The sequence below is a fragment of the Streptomyces sp. NPDC006368 genome (assembly GCF_040612535.1).
GTDB lineage: Bacteria > Actinomycetota > Actinomycetes > Streptomycetales > Streptomycetaceae > Streptomyces.
Genome location: NZ_JBEXQK010000055.1, coordinates 1 through 25,096 on the forward strand (window position 1 = coordinate 1; position 25,096 = coordinate 25,096).

Below are 25,096 nucleotides of genomic sequence, written 5' to 3' on the forward strand. Positions count from 1 at the left end.
CGTCGCTCGCGAGGAACGCGACGGCGGCGGCGATCTCCTCGGCCTCGGCGAAGCGGCCGACCGGGATGTGGACGAGGCGGCGGGCGGCCCGCTCCGGGTCCTTGGCGAACAGTTCCTGCAGGAGGGGGGTGTTCACCGGTCCGGGGCAGAGGGCGTTGACGCGGATGCCTTCGCGGGCGAACTGCACGCCCAGCTCCCGCGACATCGCCAGGACGCCTCCCTTGGACGCGGTGTACGAGATCTGGCTGGTGGCCGCGCCCATGACGGCGACGAAGGAGGCGGTGTTGATGATGGAGCCCCTGCCCTGGCGCCGCATGTAGGGGATGGCGGCCTTGCAGCACAGGAAGACGGAGGTGAGGTTGACGTCCTGGACGCGCTTCCAGGCCTCCAGGCCGGTCTCCAGGATGGAGTCGTCGTCGGGGGGCGAGATGCCGGCGTTGTTGAAGGCGATGTCGACGCTGCCGTAGGTGTCGTACGCGGTCGCGAAGAGCGCCTCGACCTGTTCGGCGTCGGTGACGTCGACGCGGACGAACGTGCCGCCGACCTCGTCGGCCGCGGCCTTGCCGGCCCTCTCGTCGATGTCGCCGCAGACGACGTTCGCGCCCTCGGAGGCGAGGCGGCGCGCGGTGGCCAGGCCGATGCCGCTGCCGGCGCCGGTGATGACGGCGGTACGGCCGACGAGGCGGCGGCACACAGTGTTCTCGGTCATAGCGGGTCAGGCCTCCGTGCTGATGAAGACGTTCTTGGTTTCGGTGAAGGCGGTGAGGGCGTCGGGGCCGAGCTCGCGGCCGAGGCCGGACTGCTTGAAGCCGCCGAACGGCGTCCAGTACCGGACGCTGGAGTGGGAGTTGACGGAGAGGTTGCCGGCCCGGACAGCGCCGGAGACGCGCAGGGCGCGGCCGACGTCGCGGGTCCAGATGGAGCCGGAGAGGCCGTAGTCGGTGGCGTTGGCGAGCCGGATCGCGTCCTGTTCGTCGTCGAAGGGGAGGACGACGGCGACGGGGCCGAAGACCTCTTCGACGGCGGCGGGCGCGTCGGGCGCGAGGCCGGTGAGGACGGTGGGCGGGAACCAGAAGCCGGGGCCTTCGGGGGCCTTGCCGCGGATGCCGGCCGCGCCCTCGGGGACGTACGCGCGGACCCGTTCCAGCTGGGTGCGGGAGATCAGCGGGCCCATCTGCGTCCGCTCGTCGGACGGGTCACCGACGACGATCTCCTCGATGGCCGGGGTGAGGAGCTCCAGGAAGCGGTCGTAGGCGCCGCGCTGGACGAGGATGCGGGTACGGGCGCAGCAGTCCTGGCCGGAGTTGTCGAGGAAGGACATGGGGGTGGCGGCAGCGGCGGCCTCGACGTCGGCGTCGGCGAAGACGATGTTGGGGCTCTTGCCGCCGAGTTCGAGCGTCACGCGCTTCACGCGGTCGGCGCACGCCGCCATGATGCACTTGCCCACCCGGGTGGAGCCGGTGAAGACGATCTTCGCGACGCCGGGGTGCTCGACGAGCGCGTGGCCCGCGACGGGTCCGGCGCCGGGCAGCACCTGGAACAGTCCCTCCGGGAGCCCCGCCTCCAGGGCGAGCTCGGCGAGACGGAGCGCGGTGAGGGGGGTCGTCTCGGCCGGTTTGAGGACGACCGCGTTGCCGGCCGCGAGGGCGGGCGCGGTGCCCCACGCGGCGATGGGCATGGGGAAGTTCCAGGGGGCGATCACGCCGATGACGCCGAGGGGTTCCAGGATGGTGACGTCGAGTCCGCCGGGGACGGGGATCTGGCGGCCGTTGAGGCGCTCCACTCCCCCGGCCGCGTAGTCGAGCAGGTCGCGGACGTTGCCGGCTTCCCAGCGGGCGTTGCCGATGGTGTGACCGGCTTCGCGGACCTCCAGCCGGGCCAGCTCCTCGATGTGGTCGTCGACGACGGCGGCGAAGCGGCGCAGGAGGCGGGCCCGGTCGGCGGGGGCCGCCGCCGACCACCCCCGCTGGGCGGCGGCGGCACGGGTGACGGCGGCGTCGACGTCGGCGGGGCCGGCGGCCGGGACGGTGGCGATGACCTCTTCGGTCGCGGGGTTGAGGACGAGGTGTTCGCTGGTCAAGACAAGGGCCTCACATGCGTTCGAAGGAGCGGCGCAGCTCCCAGTCGGTCACCGCGGCGTCGAAGGCTTCCAGCTCGACCCGCGCCATGTTGCGGTAGTGGGCGACGACCTCGTCGCCGAAGGCGGCCTTGGCGATGGGGCTGGTCTCCCACAGTTCGGCGGCCTCGCGCAGCGTGGTGGGGACGTGGGCGTAGTCGCCGGCGTACGCGTTGCCCTCGCACGCCTCGGGGAGTTCCAGCCGCTGTTCGATGCCGTACAGGCCGGCCGCGACGAGGCCGGCGACGGCGAGGTGGGGGTTGACGTCGCCGCCGGGCAGGCGGTTCTCGAAGCGCGTCGAGCGGCCGTGGCCGACGACCCGGAGGGAGCAGGTGCGGTTGTCGTGGCCCCAGGCGACGGCGGTGGGGGCGAAGGAGCCGGGCTGGAAGCGTTTGTACGAGTTGATGTTCGGCGCGTAGAGGAGGGAGAAGTCCCGGAGGGCGGCGAGCTGGCCCGCCAGGAAGTGGCGCATCACCGGGGACATGCCGCCGGGCCCGTCCCCCGCCATGACGTTGCGCCCGCCGGCGTCCTGCAACGACAGGTGGATGTGGCAGGAGTTGCCCTCGCGCTCGTTGTACTTCGCCATGAAGGTGAGCGAGACGCCCTCCTGGGCGGCGATCTCCTTGGCGCCGGTCTTGTAGATGGCGTGCTGGTCGCAGGTGACCAGCGCCTCGTCGTACTTGAAGGCGATCTCGTGCTGGCCGGGGTTGCACTCGCCCTTGGCGGACTCGACGGTGAGACCGGCGGCGGCCATCTCGTTGCGGATGCGGCGCAGGAGGGGCTCGATCCGTCCGGTGCCGAGCACGGAGTAGTCGATGTTGTACTGGTTGGCCGGGGTCAGGCCCCGGTAGCCCGCGTCCCAGGCCTGTTCGTAGGTGTCCTTGAAGACGATGAATTCGAGCTCCGTGCCGACGTGGGCGGTGTAGCCGTGTTCGGCGAGGCGCTCGAGCTGGCGGCGCAGGATCTGGCGGGGTGCGGCGGTGACGGGCGAGCCGTCGCTCCAGGCGAGGTCGGCGATGAGCAGGGCCGTGGCCTCGTTCCAGGGGACGCGGCGCAGGGTGGACAGGTCGGGGCGCATGGCGAAGTCGCCGTAGCCCTTGGCCCAGGAGGACATGGCGTAGCCGTCGACGGTGTTGAGCTCCACGTCGACGGCGAGCAGGTAGTTGCAGCCCTCGGTGCCGTGCTGCAGGACCTCGTCGAGGAAGAAGGGCGCGGCGAACCGCTTGCCCTGGAGCCGCCCTTGCATATCGGGGAAGGCCAGGACCACTGTGTCGATCTCGCCGTGCGCGACGAGCCTGCGCAGCTCCTCGACGGCGAGCGGGGGTTTGCGGTCTGCCACGGGGATGCTCCTCCTTCGGTCAGCCGGGAGCCATAAGGTATTGCCGAAGACCATTGCTTGGGAAGGGGAAACCGCGACGTGGCGAAGAACGGCTCGGGGAGCGGGTCCGGGGTCGGCTCGGCGGGCGGGCCCGGGGACCGGTTGGCGCCGGTCCTGCGGCCGGTGCGGGCGGGCAACGGTTTCGAGGAGGCGCTGGAGCAGATTCTCCAGGTGGTACGGCTCGGTCTGGTGCCGGGTGGCGAGCGGCTGCCCGCCGAGCGGGAGCTGGCGGAGCGGATGGGCATCAGCCGGGTCACGCTGCGCGAGGTGCTGAAGGTCCTCCAGGAGCAGGGTTTGGTGGAGAGCCGGCGCGGACGGTACGGCGGAACGTTTGTGCTGCGGCGGGAGCGGTCGTCCGGCGACTCCGGCGAGGAGGAGCTGCGACGGCGCATCGCCTCCGTGGACGTCGAGGACACGCTGCGCTTCCGCGAGGTGCTGGAGGTGGGCGCGGCCGGGCTGTGCGCCGCGCACGGCCTGACGGACGAGGGCGCCGAGCGGCTGCGCGCGGCGCTCGGGGCGACGCACGACGCGCCCCTGGGCGACTACCGGCGCCAGGACACGCTGCTGCACCTGACGCTGGCGGAGCTGTCGGGCTCGCCGACGCTGACGGCGCAGTACGCGGCGGTACGGGCGAGGGTGAACGACCTGCTCGACTGCATCCCCCTGCTCGTACGCAACCTGGAGCACTCGCAACACCAGCACGCCGCGCTGGTCGAGGCGGTGCTGGACGGGGACGCGGACGGGGCGCGCGAGGTGATGCGCGAGCACTGCGCGGGGACGGCGGCGCTGCTGCGCGGCTTCCTGACGTAGAGCGCGCGGGCCGGCGTAACCCGAAAGTAACGCACGGGTCTTGCGCTGCCCCGTGAACCGCCGCAAAGGTATGGGTTCATTCCATTGGGCTCCGACCGATGCGGGAGCACTGCTGCCATGACGCTGGAAGAAACCAAGGACGCCTCCACCGCGGGCGACGACTACCTCAAGCGCCGGGCCCTGCGGCGGGGCAGCGCCGGCTGGCTGCTGCTCACCGGCCTCGGCGTCGGCTACGTCGTCTCCGGCGACTTCTCCGGCTGGAACATCGGCCTCGCCGAGGGCGGCTTCGGCGGGCTGGCGATCGCCACCGTCCTGATGGGCGTGATGTACGCCTGCCTGGTGTACGCGCTCGCCGAGCTGTCCGCCATCCTGCCCGCCGCGGGCGGCGGGTACGGCTTCGCGCGCCGGGCGCTCGGCACGTGGGGCGGCTTCCTCACCGGTACGGCGATCCTCATCGAGTACATCCTCGCGCCGGCCGCCATCTCCATCTTCATCGGCGACTACGTCGAATCGCTCGGCCTGTTCGGCCTGGAGTCCGGCTGGCCGGTGTACCTCGCCTGCTTCGCCGTCTTCATCGGCATCCACCTGTGGGGCGTGGGCGAGGCGCTGCGGTTCAGCCTCGTCGTCACGGCGATCGCGGTGGCGGCGCTGCTGATCTTCGCGGCGGGCGCGCTCACCGACTTCCGGGCGGACGGGCTCGACGACATCCCGGTGGCCGACGGGGCGTTCGGGGCGAACTCCTGGCTGCCGTTCGGCCTGCTCGGCATCTGGGCGGCGTTCCCCTTCGGGATGTGGTTCTTCCTGGGCGTGGAGGGCGTACCGCTGGCCGCCGAGGAGGCCAAGGACCCGGTGCGGTCCATGCCGCGGGCGCTGTCCCTGTCGATGCTGATCCTGGTGGTGCTGGCGGTGCTGACGTTCTTCGCGGCGACGGGAGCGCGGGGCTCCGCCGCGATCCAGGACGCGGGCAATCCCCTCGTGGTGGCCCTGCAGGGGGACGGCGACCCGACCGCGCTGAGCCGGTTCGTCAACTACGCGGGCCTGGCGGGACTGGTGGCGTCCTTCTTCTCCCTCATCTACGCGGGCTCACGGCAGCTGTTCGCCCTCTCCCGGGCCGGGTACCTCCCCCGCTTCCTGTCCCTCACCAGCCGCCGCAAGTCCCCGTACCCGGGGCTGCTGATCCCGGGCGCGATCGGATTCGCGCTGGCGGCGGGCACCGGGAACGGCGCGCGGATGCTCAACATCGCGGTGTTCGGCGCCACGATCTCGTACGCGCTGATGGCGCTGTCCCACATCGTCCTGCGGCGCCGCGAGCCGGACCTGCCGCGCCCGTACCGTACGCCCGGCGGCGTCCTGACGTCGTCCGTGGCCTTCGTGCTGGCCCTGTCGGCACTGGTGGCGACGTTCCTGGTGGACGTGGACGCGGCGCTCATCGCGCTGGGTGTGTACGTCGTCGCCCTCGCCTACTTCGCCTTCTACAGTCGGCACCGTCTCGTCGCGAACGCGCCCGAGGAGGAGTTCGCGGCGCTGGCGGCGGCCGAGGCCGAGCTCGACCGCAACTGAGAGGAACCGCCGTGCCTTCCAAGCCGCTCATCGGCATCACCACCTACCTGGACCCCGCGCGTTGGGGCGTGTGGGAGATGCGCGCGGCGCTGCTGCCCGAGGTGTATCCGCGCCTGGTCCGGGCGGCGGGCGGCATCGCCGTCATGCTCCCGCCGGACGCGCCGGACGCCGCAGCGGAGGTGGTCGCCCGTCTCGACGGCCTCGTCGTCGCGGGCGGCGCGGACGTCGACCCCGCGCGGTACGGAGCGGCACGGGATCCGCGTACGGGGCCGGCGGCGGCCGAGCGCGACGGGTGGGAACTCGCCCTGATCGACGCGGCCCTGGCGGCCGGCACCCCGATGCTGGGCATCTGCCGGGGGATGCAGCTGCTGAACGTGGCCCTCGGCGGCACGCTGGTCCAGCACATGGACGGCCACACCGGTGGCGTCGGCGTCTTCGCCGCGCACACGGTCAAGCCCGTCCCGGGCACCCGCTACGCGTCACTGGTCCCCGAGGCGACGACGGTCCCGGCGTACCACCACCAGGCGGTGGACCGCCTGGGCACCGGCCTGAAAGCCTGCGCCCACGCGGAGGACGGCACCGTGGAAGCGGTGGAACCGGAGGACGCGCGGTGGGCGCTGGGCGTGCAGTGGCACCCGGAGATGGGCGACGACGGGCGGGTGATGGAGGGGCTGGTGACGGCGGCGTCCTGAGGTCCCGCCCGCCGCGCACCACGGCCGCCCCCGCCGGATGTCCGGTGATCGCGCGGACGGTGACGTGTGTGCCGCCGGCGGCGCCCCTACCCGCGCGCCAGGGAGAGCAGGTCGCGGGCGGGGCCCGTCGGCAGCGGGCCCGTCGGCCACACCGCGCGCAGCGCGCGGTGCAGGCGGATGCCCTCCACCGGGACCTCGACGAGGCGGCGGGACGCCAGCTCCTCGGTGACCGCCAGCTCACTCAGGACCGCGGGCCCCGCGCCGGTCACCGCCGCCGCCTTGACCGCCGTCGTGGAGGCCAGCTCCAGGAGCGGTTCCGCGAGGCCGCCGTACTCCGCGAGGGCGGCGTCCAGGACCTGGCGGGTGCCCGAGCCGTACTCGCGCAGGACCAGGGGGGTGGCGGCCAGTTCCGCCGGGGTGAGCGGCGCCCGGCGGCGGGCCCACCGGTGGGACGGCGCGGCGACGACCACGAGCCGGTCGCGGGCCACGACCACCGCGTCCAGGCCGTCGGGTACGGCGAGACCCTCGACGTATCCCACGTCCGCCTCGCCGGCGAGCAGGCGGGCGGCGACGGCCGCCGAGTTGCCGGCCTGGAGCGAGACCGCCGTGTCGGGGCGCTCGGCGCGCAGCGCGATGAGCCACCCGGGCAGCAGGTACTCCGCGATGGTCATCGACGCGGCGACCCGCAGCCGTGAGTCGCGCCGGTCGCGCAGCGCCTGCGCGCCCACGTCGAAGGCCTCGGCCGCCTCGACGACGCGCCGCGCCCAGTCGGTCACCAGCGCCCCCGCGTCGGTGAGCCGGGAGCCGCGCGGGGAGCGGTCCACGAGGGCCACGCCGAGCTGCCGCTCCATGGAACGGATGCGGCTGCTCGCGGCGGGCTGGGTGATGCCGACCTCGCGCGCGGCGCGCCCCAGGCTGCCGTGGCGCGCTACGGCGAGGAGCAGTTCCAGGGCGCCCAGGTCGGGCACGCGATGCGAGAGGCTCATAAGTTCAGTTTATGGGGTCATAGGGACATGATCCCTGGTTGGGCACATCGGCGCAGGTCAGGGTGGGAGCATGGCAACGCTCGCACAGCTCGTCCCCCTCCCCCGCCGCACCATGGCCGTCCGCCACCTCGGGCCCAACTGGTACGCCACGGTGATGGGCACCGCGATCGTCGCCAACGCCGGCGCCGCGCTGCCGGTGGGCCTGCCGGGCCTGCGCGCCGTCTGCGCCGCCGTCTGGGCGCTGTCCCTGCTGGCGCTGACGGCCCTCCTCGTGGCCCGCGCGCTGCACTGGGCCCACCACCGCGACCAGGCGCGCGCCCACCTTCTGGACCCGGCCGTGGCGCCGTTCCACGGGTGCCTGGCCATGGCCCTGGTCTCGGTCGGCGGCGGTGCGCTGATCGTGGGCAGGGACTGGATCGGCCTCGACGCGGCCGTGGCCCTGGACACGGTGCTGTTCGTCGCGGGGACGGTGATCGGCCTGGCGGTCGCGGTGACGGTTCCGTACCTGATGGTGGTGCACCACAGGGTCGGAGCCGCCTCACCGGTGTGGCTGCTGCCGGTCGTGTCGCCCCTGGTGCCCGCGGCGCTCGGCCCGCTGCTGGTGCCGCACCTACCGCCGGGCCAGTGGCAGCGGACACTGCTGACGGCCTGTTACGGCATGTTCGGGCTGAGCCTGCTCGCGACGCTGCTGATACTGCCGCTGGTGTTCGGCCGGCTGCTGACCGGCGGGCCGCTGCCGCTCGCCCTGACGCCGACGCTGTTCCTGGTGCTGGGGCCGCTGGGCCAGTCCACGACCGCCGCGAACGCGTTCGCGGACGCGTCGCCGGACCTGCCGTACGCCGCCGGCGTCGCCGTCCTGTACGGGGTGCCGGTGATGGGCTTCGCGCTGATGTGGCTGGCGCTCGCCGGTGCGCTGGCGCTGCGGGCGCGGCGGCGCGGCATGGGCTTCGCGATGACGTGGTGGGCGTTCACCTTCCCCGTGGGGACGTGCGTGACGGGCGCGGAGGGGCTGGCCCGGCACACCGGGCTGGCGGCCCTGCGCTGGCTGGCGGTGGCGCTGTACGCGGTGCTGGTGGCCGCCTGGCTGGTCGCAGCCGTCCGGACGGCGCGGGGGCTGGTCAGCGGAGCGCTGCTCGCAGCGCCGCCGGGGCCTCGGCCAGGGACGGCCCGTACCAGGTGAGGAGGCGCCCGTCGACGAGCGCGGCGGGCAGGCCCTCGAACGCCTCGGGGCCGTCGTCCGCCGTGAAGCGGTACGGCTCGTCGGGCAACACGACGAGGTCGGCGCCGGACGCGCGCAGCTCGTCGAGCGGGATGCGCGGATAGCGCTCGGGGTGATCGGCGTACACATGGGCGACGCCGAGCCGGGCCAGCACGTCCCCCGCGAAGGTGTCGCGGCCCAGCACCATCCAGGGGCGGCGCCAGATCGGCACGACCGCCCGGCGGTACGGGCCCGGGGTGACCGCCGCCCACGCCGCCTCGGCCTCGTCCAGCCATCGCGGGCGGGACCCGGCCCCGCAGGCGCGCAGCACCCGGTCGAGCTCGGTGAACGCCTGCCCGACGGTGCGGACCTCGGTGACCAGGACCTCCGTGCCGCCGGCGCGCAGGGCGGCGAGGTCGGGGGCGCGGTTCTCCTCCTCGTTGGCGATGACGAGGTCGGGGCGCAGCGCCGCGATGGCCGTGACGTCCGGGTTCTTGGTGCCACCGATACGGGTGACGGCGAGGTCAGCGGGGTGGGTGCACCAGTCGGTGGCGCCGACGAGCAGACCGGGGGCCGTCACGGCGATCGCCTCGGTGAGCGAGGGGACCAGGGAGACGACCCGCATCACGCCCCGCGGCGGGTGTCGATGTGCTCGGCGACGGCGACGACCAGGATGCGGGTGGCCGGCCCGGTGGCGCGCCAGCGGTGGCGCACGCCGCCGGAGAGGTAGAGCGTGTCGCCGCGCTCCAGCCGGTACGCCCGGCCCTCGGCCTCCACCTGGGCGGCGCCGTCGGCGACGTACAGCAGGGCGTCGTTGCGCAGGACGAGCTCGCGCCCGGCGTCGTGCTCGCCGGTGAACTCGTCGGCGTGCATCTGGTGCTCGCCGCGCACGAGGGGGCGTACCCCGGGCAGCCCGCCGTCCTCACCGGCGCGTACGACGTCGACGGTGCGCGCCGAGTCCGCGGCGTAGAGCAGTTCCACGGCGGTGGTCTCCAGGGCGTCGGCGACGCGCTCGAGGGAGCGCGTGCTGGGCCGGGCGCGCTCGTTCTCGATCTGGCTGAGGAACGGCACGGACAGCCCGCTGCGCTCGGCGACCGTGGCGAGGGTGAGCGCGAGGGCTCTGCGCCGCCTGCGGACGGCCGCTCCCACGCGAAGCGTTTCCTTGTCGTCCATCTCCTGGCTCCCTCCCTCTCGGACCACCTTACGCAGCGGCGGTACCACCGAGTAGCGCAACGGGAGGGAAAGGCGTGAAGGCGGGCCCCGTCCTGTGGCGGAGGCCGCCCCGGAAAGCGGCTCCGGGGCAGTGGTCCCACGGGCGGCTCCGGCGCGGGGCCGCCGCCCGAGCGCGTCACCGCCGGGCCGCGTCCCCGTCAGTGGCGTGGTGCATGATCGGTGTGTGACGCGACGCCTGATGCTCCTCGACACCGCCTCCCTGTACTTCCGCGCCTATTTCGGGGTGCCCGACTCGGTGAAGGCGCCGGACGGCACGCCCGTCAACGCCGTGCGCGGCCTGCTCGACTTCATCGCGCGGCTGGTCCAGGACCACCGGCCGGACGAGCTGGTGGCCTGCATGGACGCGGACTGGCGCCCGCAGTGGCGGGTGGAGCTGATCCCGTCGTACAAGGCGCACCGGGTGGCCGAGGAGACGGAGACCGGACCGGACGAGGAGGAGATCCCCGACACGCTGTCGCCGCAGGTGCCGGTGATCGAGGCGGTGCTGGACGCGCTGGGGATCGCCCGGGTCGGCGTCGCGGGGTACGAGGCGGACGACGTCATCGGCACGCTCACGGGGCGGGCGGCCGGCCCGGTGGACATCGTGACCGGCGACCGGGACCTGTACCAGCTGGTGGACGACGCCCGGGATGTGCGGGTGCTGTATCCGCTGAAGGGCGTGGGCACGCTCCAGGTCACGGACGAGGCGTGGCTGCGGTCCAAGTACGGGGTGGACGGGCCGGGGTACGCCGATCTGGCGCTGCTGCGGGGCGACCCGAGCGACGGGCTGCCGGGGGTGCCGGGCATCGGTGAGAAGACCGCTGCCAAGCTGCTCGACGCGTACGGCGACCTGGCCGGGATCATGGCGGCGGTGGACGATCCCGCGTCGAGGCTGACACCCGCGCAGCGGGGACGGCTGGACGAGGCCCGCGACTACGTCGCGGTCGCGCCGAAGGTGGTGCGGGTCGCGGCGGACGTGCCGCTGCCCGAGTTCGACCCCGCGCTGCCGGCGGAGCCGCGCGACCCGGCGGCGCTGGAGGCACTGGCGGCGCGGTGGGGGCTGGGGGGCTCCCTGGAGCGGCTTCTCTCCACACTGCGGCACTGAGGGTGTAACTTAGGCTTGCCTTAGCAGACAACCTCCGGGGAGATCACCGTGGCGGAACAGCCGGCTCGCAAGGCACCCAAGGCCCATCAGGCCCGTGTGATCCGCACCGAGCGGATCACACCGCACATGGTGCGCGTCGTCCTCGGCGGCGAGGAGCTGACCGGGTTCGGCACCGGCGAGTTCACCGATCACTACATCAAGCTGATCTTCCCCGCGCAGGGCGTGACGTATCCGGAGCCGTTCGACATGGCCCGGATCCGGGAGGAGTTCCCGCGCGACCAGTGGCCCACGACGCGCACGTACACGGTCCGCGCCTGGGACGCCGTGCACCGCGAGCTGACCGTGGACTTCGTCGTCCACGGCGACGAGGGCCTGGCCGGGCCCTGGGCGGCACGGGCCCGGGTGGGCGAGACGGTGCGCTTCCTCGGGCCGGGCGGCGGGTACGCACCGGACCCGGCGGCGGACTGGCACCTGCTGGTCGGCGACGAGAGCGCGCTGCCGGCCATCGCCGCGTCGCTGGAGCGGCTGCCGGAGGGCGCCGTGGTCCACGCCTTCGTCGAGGTCGAGGGCCCGGACGAGGAGCAGAAGATCGCGGCGCCGGCGGGCGTCGAGGTCCGCTGGCTGCACCGGGACGGTCGCCCCGTCGGCGAGACACTGCTGGCGGCCGTCCAGGACCTGGACTTCCCGCCCGGCGACGTCCACGCCTTCGTCCACGGCGAGGCGGGGTTCGTCAAGGACCTGCGCCGCCACCTCCGCATGGAGCGCCGGGTCCCGCGCGACCGGCTCTCCATCTCGGGCTACTGGCGCCTGGGCCAGACGGACGAGGCCTGGCGTGCGGTGAAGCGCGAGTGGAACGACCAGGTGGAACGCGAGCAGGAGTCCGCCTCCGCCGCCTGACCGGCCGCCGGCGCCGCCCGTTCTCGCCGCCTCCGGGCGCGCCCGGGTGCCTCCGGGTGCGCTCCGCCCGGGCGGGCCGGCGCGCCGACGCCCGCGGGGCCGGCACGGCCGGTGAGACTCCCACCCGTGCGCACCACCGGCCACTCCCCCCTTCGCAGCCGGCGAGGAGGAGCGGTGCCGGGTTCGGGTGAGGCGACCGCGAAGCCGGCCCCACGCCGCCGTCACCAACACCTTCCCCTTCGGCGTCGCGCCCGGCACGCGCCCCCTCGCCTGCGGCGCCGGCTACGAGCCGGACCGACGCGAGCTCCCTCCCCGGTCGGTGTCGCACACGGCAAAGGGCCCGGCCGGAACACCCCGGCCGGGCCCCGCACCACAGACCGCACGTGCCGAACCGCACGTGACGTCGCGTCAGCTCACCGAGCTGTACGCCACCACGCCCCGCAGCAGCCCCTCGACCGCCTTGCGGGCGTTCTTGGTGACCGTGCCCTCCTGCGGCGCCGCCGCCGCGATCTGCCCCAGCACGTCGATGACCTGCTTGCACCACCGGACGAAGTCACCGGCGGGCATCTCCGCCTCGCGCAGCACCTCGTCCAGCCCGCGCCCGGACGCCCACTGGTGCGCCGCCCAGGCGAAGCCGAGGTCCGGCTCGCGCTGGCCCACGCCCTCCGCCTGCCTGATCCGGAAGTCCTCCTCCAGGGCGTCCAGGCGGCCCCAGATCCGCACCATCTCGCCGAGCGCGGCCTTGGCCCGGCCCGTCGGCAGTTTCGGCGCGACCGCGTCGTCCGACTGCCTGGCCTCGTACACCAACGCCGAGACGCAGGCGGCCAGTTCGGCGGGGTCGAGCCCCTCCCAGACGCCCTCACGCAGGCACTCGCTGGCCAGCAGGTCCAGTTCGCCGTACAGCCGGGCGAGCCGCTTGCCGTGCGGGGTGACCTCGTCATCCCGCAGGTAGTCCATCTCGGTCAGCAGCGCGACGATCCGGTCGAAGGTGCGGGCGATGGTGTTCGTCCGCCCCTCGATGCGCCGTTCCAGCTGCTTCGTGTCCCGCTGCAGCCGGTGGTACCGCTCCGCCCACCGCGCGTGGTCCTCCCGCTCGTCGCACCCGTGGCAGGGGTGCGCGCGCAGAGCCTCCCGCAGCCGGGCGATCTCACGGTCGTCGACGGCCGCCGAGCGCTGCTTGCGGTGCCGGTCCGGGACGATGTGCCCGGCCTTGGTGCGCAGCGCGGAGGCGAGGTCCCGCCGGGACTGCGGGGAGCGCGGGTTGAAGGAGCGCGGGATGCGCATCCGCTCCAGTGGCTCCACCGGCACCGGGAAGTCGATCGACGCGAGCCGCTTCACCTGCCGTTCCGCGGTGAGGACGAGCGGGCGCGGCCCGTCGACGTGCTCGAAGCCGCGGTGCCCGTTGGACCGGCCGGCCGGCAGGCCGGGGTCCAGGACGAGCGCCAGGCCCGCGAACTTGCCGGTCGGCACATGGATGACATCGCCGGGCTTGAGCTTCTCCAGCGAGGTCGCCGCGGCAGCGCGCCGCTGCGCGGCACCCTGCTTGGCCAGTTCGTTCTCCCGGTCCTTGAGCTCGCGGCGCAGCCGCGCGTACTCCTCGAAGTCACCGAGGTGGCAGGTCATGCCCTCGCGGTAGCCCTGGAGGCCTTCCTCGTTGCGCTGGACCTGCCGGGAGATGCCGACGACGGACCTGTCCGCCTGGAACTGCGCGAAGGACGTCTCCAGCAGTTCGCGCGAGCGGTGCCGCCCGAACTGGTCGACCAGGTTCACCGCCATGTTGTACGACGGCTTGAAGCTGGAGCGCAGCGGATACGTGCGCGTACCGGCGAGGCCCGCGAGGTGGACGGGGTCCATGCCGCGCTGCCAGAGCACGACGGCGTGGCCCTCCACGTCGATTCCGCGCCGCCCGGCCCGGCCGGTCAGCTGGGTGTACTCGCCCGGGGTGATGTCGGCGTGCTGTTCGCCGTTCCACTTGACCAGCTTCTCCAGGACCACGGAGCGCGCGGGCATGTTGATGCCGAGCGCGAGGGTCTCGGTGGCGAACACCGCCTTGACGAGGCCGCGTACGAAGAGCTCCTCGACGACCTCCTTGAAGGTCGGCAGCATGCCGGCGTGGTGGGCGGCGATGCCCCGCTCCAGGCCTTCGAGCCATTCGTAGTACCCGAGAACGTGCAGGTCCTCGGGCGGGATGGACTCCGTGCGCTCCTCGACGATCTCCCGCACCCGCCGGCGCGACTCCTCGTCGTTGAGCCGCAGCCCCGCGTAGAGGCACTGCTGTACGGCGGCCTCGCAGCCGGCCCGGCTGAAGATGAACGTGATGGCGGGCAGGAGCCCCTCGGCGTCCAGCCGCTCGATGACCTCGGGCCGTCCGGGCGTCCAGATCCGCGAGCGCTGCCGGCGCTCGCGCTCCCGGTCCGCCTCCCGTCCGCGCCGGCGGTCACGGCCGTTGAACGGGCGGGAGTTCTCCATCCGGGCCAGGCGGACGAGGTCGGGGTTGACCTCGCGGCGGCCCGCGCCACGGCCACCGTGGTCGGTCTCCTCCTCGAAGAGGTCGTGCATGCGCCGCCCGGCCAGGACGTGCTGCCACAGCGGGACGGGACGGCTCTCCGAGACGATCACCTCGGTGTCGCCACGGACGGTGTCCAGCCAGTCGCCGAACTCCTCGGCGTTCGACACGGTCGCGGAGAGCGACACCAGGGTGACGGACTCCGGGAGGTGGATGATCACTTCCTCCCAGACGGCTCCCCGGAAGCGGTCGGAGAGGTAGTGCACCTCGTCCATCACCACATAGCCGAGACCGCGCAGCGACTGGGAGCCGGCGTACAGCATGTTCCGCAGGACCTCGGTCGTCATGACGATGACCGGCGCCTCGGCGTTGACGCTGTTGTCACCGGTCAGCAGGCCGACCCTCTTCGGGCCGTAGCGTTTGACCAGGTCGGCGTACTTCTGGTTGGACAACGCCTTGATGGGCGTGGTGTAGAAGCATTTACGCCCCTGCTCAAGGGCCAGGTGGACGGCGAACTCACCGACGATGGTCTTGCCCGAGCCGGTGGGTGCCGCGACGAGTACTCCCTTGCCTGCCTCCAGGGCGCGGCAGGCCTCGACCTGGAAGGGGTCCAGATCGAAGTCGTACAGGTCACGGAAGGGAGCGAGCGCGGTGGCCTGCTCGGCGGCGCGGCGCTTGGCGGCCGCGTACGCCTCCGCGGGTGTGAGGTCTTCTGTCATCTTGATATCGAGCCTACCCGTCACCACTGACAGTCAGCTCGATCTTTAATCCGCCTTGCAGAAGAGCACGCACAGCGACCCGGAGGCCACGGCACCGCCCGGGTCCGGTCAGGTGATGTCGTCGTATCCGTTCAGCCGCTGCGAGCCCGACGTGCCCGGGCTGCCCCCGGCCTGCTCGGGCAGGACGGCACGGGCGGACGGTACGGTCTCGACCTCACCGACGGGGACGGGCGTCAGGTCGAGCGGCGACGCCTCGTCGTCGTCCAGCTCGGCGTCGGGGTCCTTCCGGCGCCGTCGCTTGTCGTTGAGGATCGAGATGCCGACCGCGAGGAAGTACAGGGCGATGATCGGACCGGACAGCGCGACCATGCCGAGGGGGTCGGTCGACGGGGTGGCGATCGCCCCGAAGACGAAGATGCCCATGACGACACCCCGCCACCAGCTGAGCATCCGGCGTCCGGTGACGACACCGGCCGCGTTGAGCATGATCAGCAGGACGGGAAGTTCGAAGGAGAAGCCGAAGATCAGCACCATCCGGACGGTGAAGTCCAGGATCTTGTCGACCTCGAGAAGGTTCGCCGCGGGGTCCGGGGTGATGCTGAGCAGCACGCTCATGCTGACCGGCATGATCAGGTACGCGATGTAGACGCCGGCCGCGAAGAGGGGAACGGCCGCGGCGGCGAAGTAGTACGTGTACTTCTTCTCGCTCTTGTGCAGACCTGGCGCGACGAAGGCCCACAGCTGGTAGAGCCAGACCGGGCAGGAGAGGATGATGCCCGCCATCAGGACGACCTTGACGGTCGTCGTGAACGGGGACAACAGATCGTTGTAGACGATGGTGGCGCACTTACCACCGGTCTCCATGACTCCCTTCGGGCACCGTTCGACCGGTGACGAGAGGAAGTCCATCAACTCCTGGCTGTAGAAGGCCGCCGCGATGGACGTGATCGTGATCGCCAGCATCGCCTTGGCGAGCCGGTTGCGAAGCTCGCGCAGGTGCTCCGCGAGCGGCATACGTCCCTCTGGGTCCTTCGCCTTCTTACTGCGTGCAGGCTTGAGCAACCCACGTCCTCATCTCGTGCGGCAGGCCGCGAAGGGGCGGCCTTGGGGTCAGCGCTGGGGGGTGTCGGACGGCTCGGTGACCGGACGGGCGCTGGTCACGTCACCGGGCGCCGCCTTGATGGTGCGCTGGGCCGGGGGCTGCTCGGCCGGCGGGTCGGCCGGGGCGGGCTGCTGCCCCTCCGACTTCATCGCCTTGGCCTCGCTCTTCAGGATCCGCGCGGACTTGCCGAGCGAACGGGCCATCTCCGGGAGCTTCTTGGCGCCGAAGAGGAGCACGACGACGAGGAGGATGAGAATGATCTCGGTGGGGCCGATCTGTCGGAACATAAGTGTGTCTACCTTCTCACCGAGGCGGCTGGGGCGGGCTGTCGGTCAGGAAGCGGACGGACGTCCGAGCCGCTACCTCCAGCGATCGTAACGCGGACGGGTAAACGCCGGGCAATCCCTGTGCGTCCTCCCGTTTGCGACCGGTACGCGCGCGCCCGTGCGCGCGCGCCCCGCCGCGAGCAGCAGCGTACCTGCCCGCCTCGGGACGGGTGACGTCAAGTCCGTCATCTCAGACTTTCGCCGGTACGGGCGAGATCGGTGGCCGCCCGCTCCAGCTCCTCGGCGGCCTCACCGATCCGCTGGGCGGTGTGAGCCACTTGGCGGCCGAGGCGCTGCGCCTCCAAGGAAACGCGGATGCCGAGGACGCCGAGCACGGCGATCCCGAGGAAACCCAGAACGATGGCGAGCATGGGCCAGAACATGCGCGGAGCCTTACGGTGTTCGGACGGTGGAGTGCAGACGCAGCGTCCGTACGCCGCCGCCGGTGAGCAGTTCGATGATGCGTTCGCCGGCCGGTTTGCGTACGGCCGAGCCGCACTCGGGGCAGGTGAAGGAGTAGAAGGTGGTGCGGCGGCTGGCGCCGATGGCGAGCCGGAGGGAGCCCGCGGAGAGTTCGAAGCGGGCACGGCACTCGGGGCAGGCCGCTTTGAAGAGGACGGGCGCCGATGCAACCGAGACAGTTCCGGAAATCACGGACATATCCCTTAATTCCCCCAGCTCTGTCGACTCTGTCGGTCCCTCAGCTCCGACGCGCGCACCGCGCTCAGCCCCGGTCGTCGTACGCGGCGAGCGCCTCCACGGCCGCCCGCTGCGCGCTGCGCGCCAGCTCCGGCGGGGAGACGATCCGCCCGTCCCGTCCGAGCCGCAGGCCGAGCCGCCGCAGCGAAGCCGGGTCCGGGGTGCGCAGGGTGATGCGCAGTCCGCCGTCGGGGAGCTCCTCGGCGCTGTCGTGCGGGTAGTACTCCGCCACCCACCGACCGCCCGGCCCGACCTCCACCACGACCTCCGGGTCGTCGGCCGACGGCTGGACCAGCCCCTCGGACAGGTCGCGCAGCTCGATCTCGGGCGGCGCGGACGGCTCGTCCAGGAGCCGGATCTCGGCGACCCGGTCGAGGCGGAAGGTGCGCCGCGCCTCGGAGAGCCGGCACCAGGCCTCCATGTAGGTGTGCCCGACGGCGAAGAGCCGGATCGGGTCGACCTCCCGCTCGGTGAGCTCGTCGCGCGCGGGCGAGTAGTACCGCAGCCAGAGCCGGCGGCGCTCCGAGATCGCGCGGTCGACCTCGGCGAAGACGCCGCCCTCAGACTCGAAGGTCACCGAGAGGCGGGAGCTCGCCCCCGCCGCCTCACCGGCCGCGGCCTCCAGCTTCGCGGTGGCCCGCAGCAGCGCCTCACGGTCGCCCTCCCGCAGCCCGGGCAGGGTGGCGACGGCCCGCGCGGCGACCAGGAGCGCGGTCGCCTCGTCGGCGGCCAGCCGCAGCGGTTCGGCGGTGCTCTCACCGGAGGCGTCCGGATTGCGCCACCAGATCCGCTCGCCGTCGGTGTCGATGTCGAGCAGGTCGCCGCCGCGGAAGCTGGTGCCGCACATGGGCAGCACGTCGAGGTCGGAGATCAGCTCGTCCTCGGTGATCCCGAAGGCGCGGGCGACATCGCCGACGTGCGCGCCGGGGCGCTCCCGCAGGTACGTCACCAGGGACAGCATCCGCCGGGTCTGGTCGATCGCGTTCGTGGCCATCGTGTGTACGTCCCCCTCAGCCCTTGGCCACGGCGCGCAGCCGGTCCACCACATCGGCCCGCAGATCGGCCGGTTCCACCACCACGACGTCCGGGCCGAACTCGACGAGCCAGGCGTCCAGACCGTGTCCGTACGGAATCTCCAGCTCGTCCCAGCCGTCGCCCAGCGCGCGTACGGACACGGCGCGGGCGCGCAGCGGGTAGCCGCAGTCGGCGCGCAGCCGGATCAGCGCCGAGCGGGTCGCCGTCTCCCCCGCCCACCGCTCGACCGTCTCGCGGACGGTCGAGACGTCCGGCACGGGGGCGGTGAAGGCGCCGGCCCTGGAACGGACCCTGCCGGTGATCCGGGAGAGCCGGAAGACCCGCTCGGCGCCGCGCTCGCGGTCCCAGCCGGCCAGGTACCAGTGGCCGCGCCAGCACTCGAGCGTCCACGGCTCGACGTGACGGGTCTCGGGGCGGGCGGAGTTGGCCTTGCGGTACTCGAAGACGACGGGGCGGCGGTCGCGGCAGGCCAGCATCAGTGGCTCGAAGGCGGTCTCGTGGACCGGGATACGCGGTTCCAGGGCGCTGTACCGGTCGTCATACGCGTCCTCCGCCTCGGGCATGCCCGCGGCGCGCAGCTTCTGCAGGGCGCCGCTGGCGGCGCCGGCCAGACGGGCCTGCTGCCACACCTTGGCGGCCAGGCCGAGGGCGGCGGCCTCCTCGGCGTCGAGCTGGATGGGCGGCAGGCGGTTGGAGTCGCGGCGGGCGAGATAGCCGGTCTCGCCGTCCAGGGCCTCCACGGTCTCGATGACCAGACCGAGCTCGCGCAGGTCGTCCTTGTCGCGCTCGAACATGCGGTTGAAGGAGTCGTCGGAGCCGGCTTCCAGGTACGCCTCGATGGAGCCGCGCAGCTCGCGCTTGCTGAGCGGGCGGCGGGTGCCCAGCAGGCACAGCGCCAGATTCATCAGCCGCTCGGCCTTGGCAATGGCCATCGACGCCCCGCACCTCTTCTTATGGAGTGACTGCTCGCCCGCTCAACGTACCGCCCCGGGGTGTCGGGGCAAAAGCCGAGGGCCCACGCCTGGAGGCGTGGGCCCTCGGTGCGACCGGTCGCGGTCACCGCTTGGCGACGCCGACCAGGTCGCAGACGAAGATCAGCGTCTCGCCCGGGGCGATGCGGCCACCGGCGCCGCGGTCGCCGTACGCGAGGTGCGCGGGGATGACCAGCTGGCGGCGGCCACCGACCTTCATGCCCTGCACGCCCTTGTCCCATCCCACGATGACCTGGCCGACACCGAGCTGGAAGTCCAGCGGAGTGCCGCGGTTCCAGGACGCGTCGAACTCCTCACCGGTGGAGAAGGCCACGCCCACGTAGTGGACCTTGACGAAGTCACCCGCCTCGGCCACCTCCCCGTCGCCCTCCCAGACGTCCTTGATCTCAAGGTCGGCCGGCGGCTCGCCACCCGGGAAGTCGATCTCGGGCTTGTCGATGCTCACGTAAGTGCTCCTACTACTCGCTGTCACGCAACAGGACAGTCTTACATTGCCGCCAGGATGTCGACGACGAAGACCAGGGTGGAGTTGGCCGGCAGGTCCGGTCCCTTGTCCTGGTCCGCGTACGCCTGGGCCGGCGGGATGACCAGGAGGACGCGGCTGCCGACCTTCTTGCCGACGAGGCCCTTGTCCCAGCCCTGGATGACCTGGCCCTGGCCGATGACCGTGTCGAACGGCTTGCCGGCGTTCCACGACGAGTCGAAGTTCTTCGCCTGGCTCTTGCCCTCGTTGATCTTCCACGCGGCGCCGGTGTACTGCATGTACACCCGCTGGCCGTTCTTGACCGCGGCGCCATCGCCCTCGATCAGCACATCGCTGACGAGCGTGGTCGGCGGGTCGTTCTTGGGGATCTTGATGGTGGCGGGGGCGTTCTTCGAGGCGTCGATCTGCGGCAGGTCCGCCGGGATCTCCTTCTGCCGCCCCTCGGCCTTCTTCGGCATGATGCTCTCGATGTCGAGCACGAACACGAGCGTGTCCGTACCGGAGACGCCGATCTGCGGGTTCCCCGAGGGGCCGAAGGCGGCGGCGGGCGGGGCGACGACCAGGACCCGGCTGCCGACCTTCTGACCCGTCACGGCGTCGGCGAAGGCCGGGATGATCGTCTTGGAACTGGCGGTGATGACCTGCGGGACGCCGCCCTGGTCGTACGAGCTGCCGATGTCCTTGTTGCCCTTCCAGACCTTGGCGGTGAAGTCGGCCACCACCAGGTCGTCCTTCTTCACCACCGCACCCGTGCCCGGCGTGAGCGTGTTCACGACGAACGACTTGCCCGGCTCGCCCTTCGGAAGGGTGATCGCCGCCTTCTTGCCCTTGTCGCCACTGACCTCCGGCATCGGCGACGCCGACGCGACGGGCTTGGGCACCGGGGGTCGCGACGGCGACTGCGTGGCGCTGGGTGACGGGGAGGCGTCGTCCTTCTTGTCGTCCTCGCCTCCGCAGGCGGTCAACAACAGGGCGGGCACGATGAGCAAGGCGGCGAGTCGGCTGCGCACAGTGGTCCTCGGGGGGTTGGTGGGATCTCGGTTCCCGTCACTCTACGGCCCCGGCTTCCCGCCCCCGCCGTACGGCATGCGCCGGGCCCCGTACCGGAGGAGCGGGTACGGGGCCCGGGGCGCAGGGACGGCCGGATCGCATTCCGCCGGCTCACATCCCGGCGATGAGCTTCTCCACCCGGTCGTCGACCGACCGGAAGGGGTCCTTGCACAGCACGGTGCGCTGTGCCTGGTCGTTGAGCTTCAGGTGCACCCAGTCAACGGTGAAGTCGCGGCGCTGCTCCTGCGCGCGGCGGATGAAGTCACCGCGCAGCCGGGCCCGCGTGGTCTGCGGGGGTACCGACTTGCCCTCGAAGATCTTCAGGTCGTTGCAGATCCGGGCGGCCTGGCCCTTCTTCTCCAGCAGGTAGTAGAGCCCGCGGCGACGGTGGATGTCGTGGTAGGCGAGGTCTATCTGGGCGACCCGGGGGTGCGACATGGTCATGTTGTGCTTGGCCCGGTACCGCTCGAGCAGCTTGTACTTCATGACCCAGTCGATCTCGGTGCCGATGCGGTCGAGGTCCTCCTCCTCGATGGCGTCGAGGGTCCGGCCCCACAGCTCCAGGACCTGCGCGACCGTGCCGGTGCGGATGCCGCGCCGGTCGACGAAGTCCACGGCCTTCTCGTAGTACTCGCGCTGGACCTCCAGCGCGGAGGCCTCGCGTCCGCTGGCCAGGCGCACCTTGCGCTGGCCGGTGATGTCGTGGCTGACCTCGCGGATAGCCCGGATGGGGTTCTCCAGGGTCAGGTCCCGCATGACCGTGCCCGCCTCGATCATGCGCAGGACGAGGTCGGTGGCGCCGACCTTCAGCAGCATGGTCGTCTCGGACATGTTCGAGTCACCGACGATGACGTGGAGACGGCGGTAGCGCTCGGCGTCCGCGTGCGGCTCGTCGCGGGTGTTGATGATGGGCCGGGACCGGGTGGTCGCGGAGCTGACGCCCTCCCAGATGTGCTCGGCGCGCTGGCTGACGCAGTACACGGCGCCGCGCGGGGTCTGCAGCACCTTGCCGGCACCGCAGATGAGTTGCCGTGTCACCAGGAACGGAATGAGGATGTCCGCGAGCCGGGAGAACTCTCCGTGACGGGCGACGAGATAGTTCTCGTGGCAACCGTAGGAGTTTCCCGCCGAGTCGGTGTTGTTCTTGAAGAGATAGACGTCGCCCGCGATTCCCTCCTCGTGCAGACGGCGTTCTGCGTCGACGAGCAGGCCTTCCAGAATGCGCTCGCCCGCCTTGTCGTGGGTGACCAGTTCGGTCACGTTGTCGCATTCCGGCGTGGCGTATTCCGGATGCGATCCCACGTCGAGGTAGAGGCGGGCGCCGTTCCGCAGGAAGACATTGCTGCTGCGGCCCCATGACACGACACGGCGGAAGAGGTAGCGCGCCACTTCGTCAGGTGACAGTCGGCGCTGTCCCCTGAACGTGCACGTGACGCCGTACTCGTTCTCCAGCCCGAAAATGCGGCGGTCCATGACTGAACATTACGCCTGATGCCCTGTGCTGAAACCGGGTTCGACGGTACCGTTTCGATCATTTTCCGAAGTCGCCACGACATCGTCGGCGTGCGGTGCCGTACGAAGCGGAACGGCCAGCGCGCGCCGGGTGGCCAGGAGGACCAGCAGGGCGGCGAATCCGGCGGCGCCCGCGACGGCGAAACTCGCGGCGGTTCCGGAGAGCTCGACCACCGGACCGGCCACGCCCGTTCCGACGGCGGCGCCCACCCCGAAGGTGGTGACCAGCCAGGAGAACGCCTCGGTGACCGTGCCGCGCGGGGCGTGCCGGTCGACCACGATGAAGGCGCAGGCGAGGGCGGGCGCGAGGAAGACACCGGAGAGGGCGGCCAGCGCGGTCATGGCCGCCACGCCCGGGGTCAGGGCCAGCGGCAGGTAGCCGAGCGCCAGGAGGCCGACGAGCACGCGCAGTCGGCGCTCGGGGGCGCCCGCCCACTGCCGGGCCCCGTAGACCGTGCCACCGATCAGGGCCCCGAGGCCGAGGGCGGCCATCAGCCAGCCGTAGACGGACTCGCGGCCGTGGCCCTCGGCGTACGCGAGGGCCGCGACGGTGATGGAGCCGAGCGCGAGCCCGACGAAGAAGAACGAGCCGAGCAGGGCGAGCAGCCCCGGTGAGCGCAGGGCGCCCAGCCAGTGGGCCTCGCGGGGCGCGGAGCGCCAGGCGCGGGACGGTTCGGAGAGGACCACGGAGAGGGCGCCGAGCACCCCGATGGCGTTGATGACGAGGAGCGCGGCGGCGGGCGACCAGAGCGAGACGAGCAGGGTGACCAGCAACGGGCCGACCGTGAACATGACTTCCTGGGCGACCGCGTCCATGGCGTACGCCCGGTGGACCCGGTCCTCGCGGCCGAGCACGCTCGGCCACAGCGCGCGCAGGCCGCCCTCCAGGGGCGGGGTGAAGAGGCCGGCGACGGCGACGGCCGCGTGGGCGAGGAGCGGCGCGCCGGTGCCGACCAGGACGAGCAGCACCATGCCGAGGGCGGAGAGCAGGGCGGCGGGCAGTTGGACGCGGGGCTGGCCGCGCAGGTCGACGGCGCGGCCGAGGAGGGGCTGGCCGATGGCGTTTGCCACGCCGTACACGGCGGCGAGGGCGCCGGCGAGGCTGTAGCTGCCTCCCTCGGCGCGGGTGAACAGAACGATCGCGATGGGGGCGGTGCCGTTGGGGAGCCGGCCTATCAGGGTGCCGACGAGCAGCCGGGTGGCGTGCGGCGCCCTGAGGATGTCGGCGTATCCGCCGGCCTTCGCGGCCATGTGCTGCCCCTCTCCCCCGGCGACCGGCCGAGGTTTTACGTATAACGTCCGGCGTCATACGTACCATGACGGCATCCCGCGGGTCCACCTCGCGGCCGGGCCGATCGCGTGGCCGGGTCCGCGCCACGGCGGGGTCCGCGTCGCGGCCGGTCCGCAGCGCGGCCTGTGATCGTCGAACACGGAGGCGTGTGTGCACCACCCCGACCCCGCGGCCCCCGGCCGCCTTCCCGGGACCGCCGCGGAGAGCCCCGGCGCCAGGCCCACCAGTCGGGATGTGGCACGGGCGGCCGGGGTGTCGCAGGCCACCGTGTCGCTGGTGCTCGGCGACAAGTGGCGCGGGCGGGTGTCCGAGCGCACCGCCGCCCTGGTGCGGGACGCGGCCGACGAGCTCGGGTACCGGCCCAACCTGGCGGCGCGGAATCTGCGCCTCGGACGGACCCGGACGGCACTGCTGGTCGTCCCGGCGCTCACGAACGAGTTCTTCGCCCGCGTCTACACGGGCGCCGCGGCCGTCGCCGCCGAGCACGGCTTCGGTGTCGTGCTGTACCCCTCCCCCGAGGGCGTCGGCCCGGCGAAGGACCCGTTCGCCTCGGCGCGGGCGGCGCTGGACGGGGTCATCGCCTCCTCGATGGCGGCCGACGCGCTGCGCGCCATCCGGGGCACCGACCTGCCGCTGGTGATGCTCGACAGCGACCCGGCCGATCCGGGCGCGGCGGCCCATGTGAACCTGGACGTCGCCGACGGCATGCGGCAGGTGACGGAGCATCTGCTCGGGCTCGGGCACCGCCGCTTCCTGCACCTGTCGTCGGCTGTGGCGTCCTGGACCTTCGACGTACGGGCCCGGGCCCTGCACGTGTGCCTCCGCGACGTGCGGGACGCCGAGGTGCGGAGCGTGCCGGCCCCGCTGGACGTCGCGGGCGCGAGGGAGACGGCGCGGCGCGCCCTGACCGGCCCCGGGCCCCGTCCCACGGCTGTGATCTGCGACGACGACATCCTGGCGGCCGGGGCCTGCAAGGCGGTACGGCGCCTGGGGTTGCGGGTCCCCGAGGACGTCTCGGTCACGGGTTTCGACGACCTGGCGCTGGCGACCGCCGTCGAGCCCGAGCTGACGACGGTGCGGCTGCCGGCGGAGCGGATCGGCGAGCGGGGCATGGCGGCGCTGCTCGCGGTGCTGGCGGGCCACCCGGCGGAGCGCGGTGACCTGCCGGTGACGCTGATGACCCGCGGGTCCTCCGGACCGGCGCCCACGTCCGAGGTGTATTGACCCGGAGCGCCGCCCGCCGGCCCGCAGCGGCCACGGGGGACGCGCGAGGGCCGGCTTCCCGTACCGCGCGACCGGTCCGGGAACCGCCGTGGAGCAGCTTGCTCGCCGCGGGCGGGGCGGGCGGCCGGAGAACGGCAGCGCCCCGGCCCGCGAGCACGGGGCGCGGGACGGGGCGTGCGGGGCACAGGGCGCGGCGGTGCGA

At 72.6% G+C, this 25,096-nt stretch carries 24 protein-coding genes; 7 read left to right on the forward strand and 17 right to left on the reverse strand.

Features of this window, described 5'->3' with window-relative positions; translation table 11 throughout:
* The 3 genes from ABZZ38_RS27590 to ABZZ38_RS27600 all read right to left on the reverse strand — a co-directional run.
* Nucleotides 1-709, reverse strand: a 709-nt coding sequence (locus ABZZ38_RS27590; RefSeq protein WP_356744770.1) for a 3-oxoacyl-ACP reductase, incomplete at its 3' end; no start/stop codon positions are given.
* Nucleotides 710-715: 6 nt separating this feature from the next.
* Nucleotides 716-2,080 carry an aldehyde dehydrogenase family protein gene (locus ABZZ38_RS27595; protein WP_356744772.1) on the reverse strand — a complete coding sequence of 455 codons (1,365 nt, stop codon included), beginning with the start codon at nt 2,078-2,080 and terminating at the stop codon, nt 716-718.
* Between the two features lie 10 nt (nt 2,081-2,090).
* Nucleotides 2,091-3,455 (reverse strand): glutamine synthetase family protein, encoded by a 1,365-nt coding sequence (locus ABZZ38_RS27600; protein ID WP_356744774.1) that lies wholly within the window; start codon nt 3,453-3,455, stop codon nt 2,091-2,093.
* Between the two features lie 78 nt (nt 3,456-3,533).
* Here ABZZ38_RS27600 and ABZZ38_RS27605 point away from each other — a divergent pair, with 78 nt between their 5' ends.
* The 3 genes from ABZZ38_RS27605 (at nt 3,534) to ABZZ38_RS27615 (ending at nt 6,556) form a co-directional block, all read left to right on the forward strand.
* Complete coding sequence (locus tag ABZZ38_RS27605) at nt 3,534-4,304, forward strand: FCD domain-containing protein (protein ID WP_356744776.1); 771 nt, start codon at nt 3,534-3,536, stop codon at nt 4,302-4,304.
* Nucleotides 4,305-4,421: 117 nt separating this feature from the next.
* The gene (eat, locus tag ABZZ38_RS27610) at nt 4,422-5,864 is read left to right on the forward strand and encodes an ethanolamine permease (protein ID WP_356744778.1); all 1,443 of its coding nucleotides are present in this window, start codon (nt 4,422-4,424) and stop codon (nt 5,862-5,864) included.
* An 11-nt stretch (nt 5,865-5,875) separates the two neighbouring features.
* A complete protein-coding gene (locus ABZZ38_RS27615; RefSeq protein ID WP_356744780.1) occupies nt 5,876-6,556 on the forward strand; it encodes a gamma-glutamyl-gamma-aminobutyrate hydrolase family protein in 681 nt (226 codons plus the stop codon).
* Nucleotides 6,557-6,642: 86 nt separating this feature from the next.
* Here ABZZ38_RS27615 and ABZZ38_RS27620 read toward each other — a convergent pair whose 3' ends face one another.
* Nucleotides 6,643-7,542, reverse strand: coding sequence for a LysR family transcriptional regulator (locus ABZZ38_RS27620; RefSeq protein WP_356744782.1), 900 nt, complete (start codon nt 7,540-7,542; stop codon nt 6,643-6,645).
* Between the two features lie 70 nt (nt 7,543-7,612).
* Here ABZZ38_RS27620 and ABZZ38_RS27625 point away from each other — a divergent pair, with 70 nt between their 5' ends.
* Nucleotides 7,613-8,722 (forward strand): TDT family transporter, encoded by a 1,110-nt coding sequence (locus tag ABZZ38_RS27625; RefSeq protein WP_356744784.1) that lies wholly within the window; start codon nt 7,613-7,615, stop codon nt 8,720-8,722.
* Here ABZZ38_RS27625 and ABZZ38_RS27630 read toward each other — a convergent pair.
* Complete coding sequence (locus tag ABZZ38_RS27630) at nt 8,661-9,365, reverse strand: helical backbone metal receptor (RefSeq protein ID WP_356744786.1); 705 nt, start codon at nt 9,363-9,365, stop codon at nt 8,661-8,663. The two genes, ABZZ38_RS27625 and ABZZ38_RS27630, sit on opposite strands and share 62 nt — an antisense overlap.
* Nucleotides 9,365-9,913: a helix-turn-helix domain-containing protein gene (locus ABZZ38_RS27635; protein WP_356744788.1), complete on the reverse strand. Its 549-nt coding sequence runs from the start codon at nt 9,911-9,913 to the stop codon at nt 9,365-9,367. Before ABZZ38_RS27635 ends, ABZZ38_RS27630 begins: the two co-directional genes overlap by 1 nt.
* A gap of 238 nt (nt 9,914-10,151) precedes the next feature.
* On the opposite strand from ABZZ38_RS27635, the gene ABZZ38_RS27640 reads away from it, so the two are divergent.
* Both ABZZ38_RS27640 and ABZZ38_RS27645 read left to right on the forward strand, forming a co-directional pair.
* Nucleotides 10,152-11,057 (forward strand): 5'-3' exonuclease, encoded by a 906-nt coding sequence (locus ABZZ38_RS27640; protein WP_356744838.1) that lies wholly within the window; start codon nt 10,152-10,154, stop codon nt 11,055-11,057.
* 48 nt (nt 11,058-11,105) lie between these two features.
* Nucleotides 11,106-11,954, forward strand: a complete 849-nt coding sequence (locus tag ABZZ38_RS27645; RefSeq protein WP_356744790.1) for a siderophore-interacting protein — start codon at nt 11,106-11,108, stop codon at nt 11,952-11,954.
* Nucleotides 11,955-12,362: 408 nt separating this feature from the next.
* On the opposite strand, the gene ABZZ38_RS27650 is transcribed toward ABZZ38_RS27645, so the two are convergent.
* The 11 genes from ABZZ38_RS27650 to ABZZ38_RS27700 form a co-directional block, all read right to left on the reverse strand.
* A complete protein-coding gene (locus ABZZ38_RS27650) occupies nt 12,363-15,179 on the reverse strand; it encodes a DEAD/DEAH box helicase (RefSeq protein ID WP_356744792.1) in 2,817 nt (938 codons plus the stop codon).
* A 108-nt stretch (nt 15,180-15,287) separates the two neighbouring features.
* Nucleotides 15,288-16,193, reverse strand: coding sequence for a twin-arginine translocase subunit TatC (gene tatC, locus ABZZ38_RS27655; RefSeq protein WP_356744794.1), 906 nt, complete (start codon nt 16,191-16,193; stop codon nt 15,288-15,290).
* Between the two features lie 96 nt (nt 16,194-16,289).
* Complete coding sequence (gene tatA, locus ABZZ38_RS27660; RefSeq protein ID WP_356744796.1) at nt 16,290-16,568, reverse strand: Sec-independent protein translocase subunit TatA; 279 nt, start codon at nt 16,566-16,568, stop codon at nt 16,290-16,292.
* Nucleotides 16,569-16,792: 224 nt separating this feature from the next.
* A complete protein-coding gene (locus ABZZ38_RS27665; protein ID WP_356744798.1) occupies nt 16,793-16,990 on the reverse strand; it encodes a hypothetical protein in 198 nt (65 codons plus the stop codon).
* Between the two features lie 10 nt (nt 16,991-17,000).
* The gene (locus ABZZ38_RS27670) at nt 17,001-17,267 is read right to left on the reverse strand and encodes a hypothetical protein (RefSeq protein ID WP_356744800.1); all 267 of its coding nucleotides are present in this window, start codon (nt 17,265-17,267) and stop codon (nt 17,001-17,003) included.
* 64 nt (nt 17,268-17,331) lie between these two features.
* Nucleotides 17,332-18,300 carry a WYL domain-containing protein gene (locus ABZZ38_RS27675; RefSeq protein WP_356744802.1) on the reverse strand — a complete coding sequence of 323 codons (969 nt, stop codon included), beginning with the start codon at nt 18,298-18,300 and terminating at the stop codon, nt 17,332-17,334.
* Nucleotides 18,301-18,316: 16 nt separating this feature from the next.
* Nucleotides 18,317-19,273, reverse strand: a complete 957-nt coding sequence (locus ABZZ38_RS27680) for a WYL domain-containing protein (protein WP_356744804.1) — start codon at nt 19,271-19,273, stop codon at nt 18,317-18,319.
* Between the two features lie 124 nt (nt 19,274-19,397).
* Nucleotides 19,398-19,778, reverse strand: a complete 381-nt coding sequence (locus ABZZ38_RS27685) for an FKBP-type peptidyl-prolyl cis-trans isomerase (RefSeq protein WP_356744806.1) — start codon at nt 19,776-19,778, stop codon at nt 19,398-19,400.
* Between the two features lie 41 nt (nt 19,779-19,819).
* On the reverse strand, nt 19,820-20,827 hold the full coding sequence (locus tag ABZZ38_RS27690) for an FKBP-type peptidyl-prolyl cis-trans isomerase (RefSeq protein WP_356744808.1): 1,008 nt from the start codon (nt 20,825-20,827) through the stop codon (nt 19,820-19,822).
* Between the two features lie 151 nt (nt 20,828-20,978).
* Nucleotides 20,979-22,340 (reverse strand): Pup--protein ligase, encoded by a 1,362-nt coding sequence (gene pafA / locus ABZZ38_RS27695; RefSeq protein WP_356744810.1) that lies wholly within the window; start codon nt 22,338-22,340, stop codon nt 20,979-20,981.
* 9 nt (nt 22,341-22,349) lie between these two features.
* The gene (locus ABZZ38_RS27700) at nt 22,350-23,630 is read right to left on the reverse strand and encodes an MFS transporter (RefSeq protein ID WP_356744812.1); all 1,281 of its coding nucleotides are present in this window, start codon (nt 23,628-23,630) and stop codon (nt 22,350-22,352) included.
* A gap of 274 nt (nt 23,631-23,904) precedes the next feature.
* On the opposite strand from ABZZ38_RS27700, the gene ABZZ38_RS27705 reads away from it, so the two are divergent.
* Nucleotides 23,905-24,894 carry a LacI family DNA-binding transcriptional regulator gene (locus tag ABZZ38_RS27705; protein ID WP_356744814.1) on the forward strand — a complete coding sequence of 330 codons (990 nt, stop codon included), beginning with the start codon at nt 23,905-23,907 and terminating at the stop codon, nt 24,892-24,894.
* Nucleotides 24,895-25,096 lie beyond the last annotated feature (202 nt).

Coding starts and splice junctions, on each gene's coding strand:
- pafA (WP_356744810.1), bottom strand. CDS start 22,340: ATGGACCGCCGCATTTTCGGGCTGGAGAACGAGTACGGCGTCACGTGC.
- ABZZ38_RS27630 (WP_356744786.1), bottom strand. CDS start 9,365: ATGCGGGTCGTCTCCCTGGTCCCCTCGCTCACCGAGGCGATCGCCGTG.
- tatC (WP_356744794.1), bottom strand. CDS start 16,193: ATGCCGCTCGCGGAGCACCTGCGCGAGCTTCGCAACCGGCTCGCCAAG.
- ABZZ38_RS27620 (WP_356744782.1), bottom strand. CDS start 7,542: ATGAGCCTCTCGCATCGCGTGCCCGACCTGGGCGCCCTGGAACTGCTC.
- ABZZ38_RS27670 (WP_356744800.1), bottom strand. CDS start 17,267: ATGTCCGTGATTTCCGGAACTGTCTCGGTTGCATCGGCGCCCGTCCTC.
- ABZZ38_RS27665 (WP_356744798.1), bottom strand. CDS start 16,990: ATGTTCTGGCCCATGCTCGCCATCGTTCTGGGTTTCCTCGGGATCGCC.
- ABZZ38_RS27635 (WP_356744788.1), bottom strand. CDS start 9,913: ATGGACGACAAGGAAACGCTTCGCGTGGGAGCGGCCGTCCGCAGGCGG.
- ABZZ38_RS27675 (WP_356744802.1), bottom strand. CDS start 18,300: ATGGCCACGAACGCGATCGACCAGACCCGGCGGATGCTGTCCCTGGTG.
- ABZZ38_RS27700 (WP_356744812.1), bottom strand. CDS start 23,630: ATGGCCGCGAAGGCCGGCGGATACGCCGACATCCTCAGGGCGCCGCAC.
- eat (WP_356744778.1), top strand. CDS start 4,422: ATGACGCTGGAAGAAACCAAGGACGCCTCCACCGCGGGCGACGACTAC.
- ABZZ38_RS27640 (WP_356744838.1), top strand. CDS start 10,152: ATGCTCCTCGACACCGCCTCCCTGTACTTCCGCGCCTATTTCGGGGTG.
- tatA (WP_356744796.1), bottom strand. CDS start 16,568: ATGTTCCGACAGATCGGCCCCACCGAGATCATTCTCATCCTCCTCGTC.
- ABZZ38_RS27625 (WP_356744784.1), top strand. CDS start 7,613: ATGGCAACGCTCGCACAGCTCGTCCCCCTCCCCCGCCGCACCATGGCC.
- ABZZ38_RS27680 (WP_356744804.1), bottom strand. CDS start 19,273: ATGGCCATTGCCAAGGCCGAGCGGCTGATGAATCTGGCGCTGTGCCTG.
- ABZZ38_RS27650 (WP_356744792.1), bottom strand. CDS start 15,179: ATGACAGAAGACCTCACACCCGCGGAGGCGTACGCGGCCGCCAAGCGC.